The sequence below is a fragment of the Paenibacillus sp. 1_12 genome (assembly GCF_900114475.1).
Lineage (GTDB): Bacteria > Bacillota > Bacilli > Paenibacillales > NBRC-103111 > Paenibacillus_S.
In genome coordinates this window covers 1-6,320 of sequence record NZ_FOTE01000053.1, presented here as the reverse complement: position 1 = coordinate 6,320, position 6,320 = coordinate 1, and the positions used below count along the sequence as shown (strand labels likewise).

Genomic DNA, 6,320 nt, shown 5'->3' with positions numbered 1-6,320 from the left:
AATGTCTTTTAATTTCTCAAGATGGCGTGGAGCCAATGAACTAGCTTATTTGCGCATGCTACCAGAGCCACTTTATGCGGCTTTCCTTCAGCTCTTTTACGATCATAAAACTCTTTGAGCCGCATATTGCGAGAACGGATAAGTCCGCACTGAACGCCCATAACCAGCGCATAACGAAGTTGCCGGGAGCCACGTTTGGTGATTCGATTTTGAGTTGCTGTGAACTTACCTGAAGCGAATACACTCGGGTCTATGCCTGCAAAGGCGACCAGTCTTTGGGGATGATCAAATCGGTCGATTTCTCCAATTTCCGATAAAATGGTTGCCGCAATTTTATGGCCAATACCAGGAATCGACTGGATTAAATCATACTCTTCAATTTCTTCAGCCAGAGCATCTATGTTTTGTTCCAACTTAGCAAGATGCTCCTGGTACTGAAGAATGAGGGTGATGAGAACGTTTAGATTGATCAAGTGGCTGGAGTACATAGTTTGTTCGAATGGGTTTTGTTTTGCGGCCTCCAGCAGCCGCTGTACGCGCTCGTTAATCCACACCTCTGATCGTCCTCGTCTCGAGGAAAGCAGCTCTTTGATTTTGGCATTCAGCGTTTGTTTGTCCGTTTGCAAGATCGAATATGAAGTTGGAAACGACTTTAAAAACCGAAGTGAAACGCCTGAATACATAGCCCCAAAGACACCTTTGTACGCAGGGAAGACCTGATCTAAAACAGCTTGGAACTGGAGTTTAGTCTGCACGCACATCTTTGAAAGAGACTCATATTGTCTCGTTAGATAACGCAGATTAAGCAGTTGCACACCCCTTTTCTTAAAGGGTTCAAACTCTTCTTTGTCGTACAGCTCTCCCAGCAGATAAGCATCAGCAGCATCCGTCTTCACTTTACGGAGGTTGGACTTTCTAAGCCGATTGGAGATAAGCGGATTAATGACAATGTACAGATAATGATGTTCCTCCAAGAACTGAACCACCGGACTTTGGTAATGTCCGGTTGCTTCTAGAACAAGCAAAGGACGTTGTCCGGACGCATGCTCTACATCGTGAACAGTTTGAAGGAGCTTCGCCAGCCCTTCACGGGTATGTTCGAAATGATATAGATTTACCGGTAGCCCCTATGGTCCTTCTTGTCGCTCCATAGCATCGCTTGTTATACGGGATCTCACGTCCCAACCAGCCTCAATCATGGTCATGACAAGTAGGGGTGAACATTATAGCGCTCGGGATCAAGTCCCACGGGCAGGTACGTTAGACCCGGCTACCTTTAGTCCTCAATCCTAAATAAAAAAGGATCAACCAGTAAGTTCTGGCTGATCTCAAAATACGAACGGGCAGGATAGTTCAAGCCTTTGTAGTATTATCTTGGTAATGAGTAATTTGATTTTTGGAGGGTGAAATTTGAAAAAATTTCGCGGCAAGAGAAGATATTTCAAACGATTATGGTCATTGGTGAATGGTTATCAACTACATGTGGAAGACGATTCTTGGTACGATTTTTGGCATAGACATCTTGATTTCGGTGGTTTAGGAAACGCCAGTTTAAAAATTAGACGGGAACACATTAACGCACATATTTCTCTTTATTCGAAATTCCTAAAACAACTTGAACACCTTAAAAAGCCTTATCAAACATGGGTGTGTATACATGAGGGGGACAGTGGAGCTGATGCTGTATACGTTCATACACCAAATCCTAACGTTGATGATTATCCAATCAACTTCAACTTTATAAAGTGGAACTGCAAGCTTCCGCAAACATTCAGTGACCTAATAGATTTAACACAATATAATGTCGGTTATTATGAATCTGAGTTTGAACGTGTTTATTACATACAATCAAAACACCTTAAATACCCATTATCAAACTAAACCATATTAAGCTCCCATGAAAATTAAATTAGCTCAAAACCAGTAAAAGAGCATAAGAAAACAGACCCAGAATAACTCTTTTTTAAAAAAAGGCTGAGCCTCTGAGTAATCATATAGATTGTTAGATTGTTTAGAGCAAAAGCGATCACTGACAACAATTAAAGGCAAGGCTGGTGCAACAACCAAAAAAGGATAAATCTCCCATGAGTGCTACCCTTATAGGGTGCGACATTCTGTGATGCACCGTGGTGGTCGGAGTCAGACTAACGGTTGGGCTCTATGGCACCATAGCTTATCGACCTTCTTCGCCAGCCGTACAAACAGTATAGACAGTGGGACCCATTTTCATCCTCTGTGTTGCAGCGCTGCTCTTGCGCTGCATGAGTGGCTAACGGAAAACGATAGTTCAATTCCCCTACTAATCGATCGTCCTTTGGAATCTACCTACTCTGAACATTCCCTTCCCATTAATTGAATGTCTTCTGCAAGGCGCATGATAATTGAAGGGAAGAAAAAGCCGCCTAATAAAGGACGGCGGCTTGAGTGATATGTAAATAATCTTCTAGCTTTGTGGATAGGCAGGGTGCCAGCCATTTTTACTCTGAGCAGCCCGTGAAACGGGCGACTATTCTATTTTATGTTGAACCAAGCACCACCGCTGCCATCATATTTTCTTCCATATGTAATTACAGGATTCTGATCATCCTTTTTCACTAAAAACGCCGCCCAACCGGTGTGTGAAGCGCATTCATAAAGCTTAGAACTAATTGACGGATCTGGTTCCACAATGCTTGCCCAATCATAATCTTTTCCAGCCGAGGATACTGCCACAAAGTCAAGGGGGCTGACATCAATTTGTTTGTCTTTGTTCTTGCTGCTGGAGATCATAATACTAATCTTGGCAAGAAGGTACTCGTATCCTTCTTTAGGAGCTGAATTAAACTTATTGGCCGAGACAATCATCTTCCAAGCCTCTTCACCACGGATCACTTGATCCACGGATAGATTTCCGGAATACTCGTTCGAAATGTCATTCACCATGAAATCCACCTTTTTCCCGACGGTTTCCGGATTACTTCTCGATTTTCCAGGCATGCCTTTTGACGGTATGGCATCCAAATTTTCACCGATAAGTACTGTATTTGACTCAGTGTCATATCCGATCTTAGTCCCCAGTGCTTCAGCGACTGCACGAGCCGGTAAGTAGGTGCTCCCATTGTAAGTTATAGGATATGTCGCGTTACCGTCCGCATCTTTAGGTTGCCACGCCTTTCCGTTAAGTTTGAGACCGAGGCCCTTGTTAAGGTAAGCCGATATTTCCTCAAGGTTCGCAGCAGCAAAAGCACCGATGGACATTGATCCTACAATGGTGACTGACAATGCAAGTGAGATTATAAGTTTACGTTTCAACTATAGCTTCCCCCTCAGTTCTTTTGTGTTTCATTAATCATTGTAAACGCATGAGGGTTGGATGGTTAGTACTATTTTACTAAAATTTACTTATAATTCAACTATTTGGGACTTTTTTATAGTAAAATATTCATAAATCATTTTGGATGTTGATTAGATGAGAATAGCTACCGGAATCATTTCCCTGTTTCTCATGTTCATCGTTGGTTTACAGTCCTGCGCTGTATCAATCGGTGGAGCCCTATCCGGTGATACAGATACTTCAAGTGTTGGATCCATTGGAATATTTGTTGCCTTTCTCTACTTGTTGGGTGGAGCGTTTGCATTTAAACTACCTAGGATATCGGTGTGGATATTTATCATAGCCGGAATTTTAGGGTTTATTGCTCCATCGAATGCGTTTAAAGACATGCCGATTTGGGGTGGAGTCTCTATTGCTCTTGCAATTATGAGTTATTTTGGAGGGAAACGAAAAAAAATCAAAGTGGATAACGAAAAATTAGCACCTGGAGAATACCGAATCAAACCTGGTGGGAAGGAGTTATAAATCAATAAATCCATCATAGGTTTTATCCACCTTCATCAATTCATCCCAAGTAAATTATCTATAGTTTTTTTGCAAATTCTTATCAAAACGGGTATGGAATAAATTTCTTGTCATCTGATAGGGAACATAATTGGATGGCTCTCTGCTTTTTTAAATATTGACGCAAAAAGCGTTTCCTTTTTTATGTTTATGCCGTATACTAATAGGTAATTACTCCTATATTGGGTGAAAATTTACATGAAAATGGGGATATTATGGCGTTTATTGTACTGTTGTTGTTTCTAGCGTTTTTGTACCTACTCCTCTCACTTATTAAGCCGAGCGTCTTCCTAGGATTCACTAAAATGAACTTAACACGTGGAAAGACCGCACTCCTTGCACTAGGCGCCTTTATCCTCATGTGTGTAGCGGCTGCCCTTTCTGACTCCGACTCAAAACCGGCTACTACGGTAGCTGCGGAAGCAAAACTGGCAGCTGCCGCTCTATCTCCAGAGGAAAAAGCTAAGATTGAAGCAGAAGCTAAAGCTAAAGCAGAAGCTAAAGCAGAAGCTAAAGCAAAGGCGGAGACCGAAGCTAAGGCTAAAGCTGATGCTGACGCTAAAGCAAAGGCAGACGCTAATGTTCCTAATGAATATAAGTCTGCATTAAAAAAAGCTGAATCATACGCAAAAACAATGAACATGTCTAAACGTGCTATTAATGATCAATTAACTTCAGATTATGGTGAAAAGTTCTCTCAAGAATCTGCCAAGTATGCAATAGATAATTTTCAATTTGACTGGAAAGCAAACGCTTTAAAAAAAGCTGAATCATACGCAAAAACAATGAACATGTCAAAACAAGGAATTTATGATCAACTTATTTCTGAACATGGTGAAAAGTTTACAGAAGACGAAGCACAGTACGCAGTCGACAATATAAAAGCCGATTTCAATAAAAATGCCTTGAATAAAGCAAAAAATTATCAGGATTCAATGAAAATGTCGCCAGCAGCGATACGAGACCAACTAACTTCTAAACACGGTGAAAAATTCACAAAAGAAGAAGCCGATTATGCTATTAAGAATTTGGATAAATAAAACTCAAAACGCCCTTAACTAAAGAATTGGTTGATGGCGTTTGTTAAAGTTCATTACTGATTTTCCATTTTTAAAAGTTAAAGCTGATTATAGAGATTCTTGTTGAACAAACGGAGAACTAGAGCTCAATAAGTAACCGGGACGAGGCTGCCTACACGAACGGCAGCCTTCGCTCACCTAACTGGCAGGATATTTTAGTTTATTTATGGAATATATAACTAAAATTCGGATTTAAATCTTGGTGAGAAGTCGTTAGAAAAACGGAGTGATTTACAGATTAATAATCAAAAACAACAAGCAGAACAACTAAACCGTGAAGGCATAAAATTAGTCCAGGTGGCTAGATTTGATGACGCTCTAGCTCATTTTCAAAAAGCGTTAGAATTGTATCCAGACAATGCAACGTTATATTACAACATTGCAAATACACTAGCTAAACTTAACCATCATGATGAAGCAATCACTTATTTCGACAAATCGTTAGTATTAGATCCGAATAACACTAATTGTATTTACAATAAGGCAAATTCATTGTCTTATCAGGGAAAGTCCATTGAAGCAATCACATTCTACGAACTCGTTATAAAGCTTGACCCTCGTTTTAGCTCAGCGTTCTATAACAAAGCTAATGAACTTAAGAAGTTAGAGAAGTACGAAGAAGCATTATGATAAAGCGATTGCAAGTGAACCGAATCATTCATCTGTTCATTTCAACAAAGGAATTGTATTGGAAAAACTAAAATTAGGTAATTCAGCAATAGAAAGCTATAAAAAGTGTGTTGAGATTAACTCGGATAATGACGATGCTCATTATAATTTGGGAAACCTCCTGTATTATCAAAAGTTGTATAAGGAAGCATTAGAACATTTAGATAAAGCTATTGAGATAAATCCAAATGATTTTAATTACTACTATAACAAGGGCGTAGTGCTGACAAAAACGGGAAATATTCAAGAAGCTGAAGCAAGTTTTAGAATTTATCGGAAGTTGCTTTCATAGTAAAATTAGTCATAGTTAAGCTAGCGGAGTACGTTTGCGTAATAAGAGGACTACATACAAACGATGAAGGAGCTGCCTTGAACTGCACCCCAATTGTTAGACACAGTCTAACAATTGGAGGTGTAGTTTTTTTGGCTAAATACTCAACTGAAGAGAAATTAGAAGCTGTCCTGGCTTATCTAGAAGGTAAAGCGTCATATAAGACAATTGCTGAAGAACGTAATATGAGCACTGCACCACTAAAAAGATGGGTATTACGTTATCAAAAGCATGGAGAGGAAGGAATTACATCAACGTATACAAATCACGAGATTCAATTTAAAATAGATGTACTCAATTACATGAACGAATTTGGGGCATCCATCAATGAGACCGCTGCTCGGTTTAATTTGTCTTCGGATTA

7 protein-coding genes and 1 pseudogene are annotated in these 6,320 nt (G+C 39.9%); 6 read left to right on the top strand and 2 right to left on the bottom strand.

The features are described from left to right. Positions 1-8 precede the first annotated feature (8 nt). A pseudogene (locus BM210_RS33930) lies at positions 9-1,109 on the bottom strand (IS110 family transposase); the annotation flags it as partial. Between the two features lie 301 nt (positions 1,110-1,410). Between BM210_RS33930 and BM210_RS33925 the strand changes: the two are divergent. Next, on the top strand, positions 1,411-1,881 hold the full coding sequence (locus BM210_RS33925; protein WP_091177077.1) for a hypothetical protein: 471 nt from the start codon (positions 1,411-1,413) through the stop codon (positions 1,879-1,881). A 630-nt stretch (positions 1,882-2,511) separates the two neighbouring features. Here the strand turns inward: BM210_RS33925 and BM210_RS33920 are convergent. Further along, a complete protein-coding gene (locus tag BM210_RS33920; RefSeq protein ID WP_091177076.1) occupies positions 2,512-3,291 on the bottom strand; it encodes a stalk domain-containing protein in 780 nt (259 codons plus the stop codon). Between the two features lie 157 nt (positions 3,292-3,448). Here BM210_RS33920 and BM210_RS33915 point away from each other — a divergent pair, with 157 nt between their 5' ends. The 5 genes from BM210_RS33915 to BM210_RS33895 form a co-directional block, all read left to right on the top strand. Beyond that, a complete protein-coding gene (locus tag BM210_RS33915) occupies positions 3,449-3,838 on the top strand; it encodes a hypothetical protein (protein ID WP_091177075.1) in 390 nt (129 codons plus the stop codon). A gap of 344 nt (positions 3,839-4,182) precedes the next feature. Beyond that, the gene (locus BM210_RS33910) at positions 4,183-4,917 is read left to right on the top strand and encodes an Ltp family lipoprotein (protein WP_091177078.1); all 735 of its coding nucleotides are present in this window, start codon (positions 4,183-4,185) and stop codon (positions 4,915-4,917) included. Between the two features lie 276 nt (positions 4,918-5,193). Next, positions 5,194-5,586 (top strand): tetratricopeptide repeat protein, encoded by a 393-nt coding sequence (locus BM210_RS36495; RefSeq protein WP_371263585.1) that lies wholly within the window; start codon positions 5,194-5,196, stop codon positions 5,584-5,586. 7 nt (positions 5,587-5,593) lie between these two features. Beyond that, positions 5,594-5,917, top strand: a complete 324-nt coding sequence (locus BM210_RS33900) for a tetratricopeptide repeat protein (protein WP_091177073.1) — start codon at positions 5,594-5,596, stop codon at positions 5,915-5,917. 131 nt (positions 5,918-6,048) lie between these two features. Then, the coding region (locus BM210_RS33895; protein WP_143101178.1) for a helix-turn-helix domain-containing protein at positions 6,049-6,320 on the top strand (272 nt) is incomplete at its 3' end.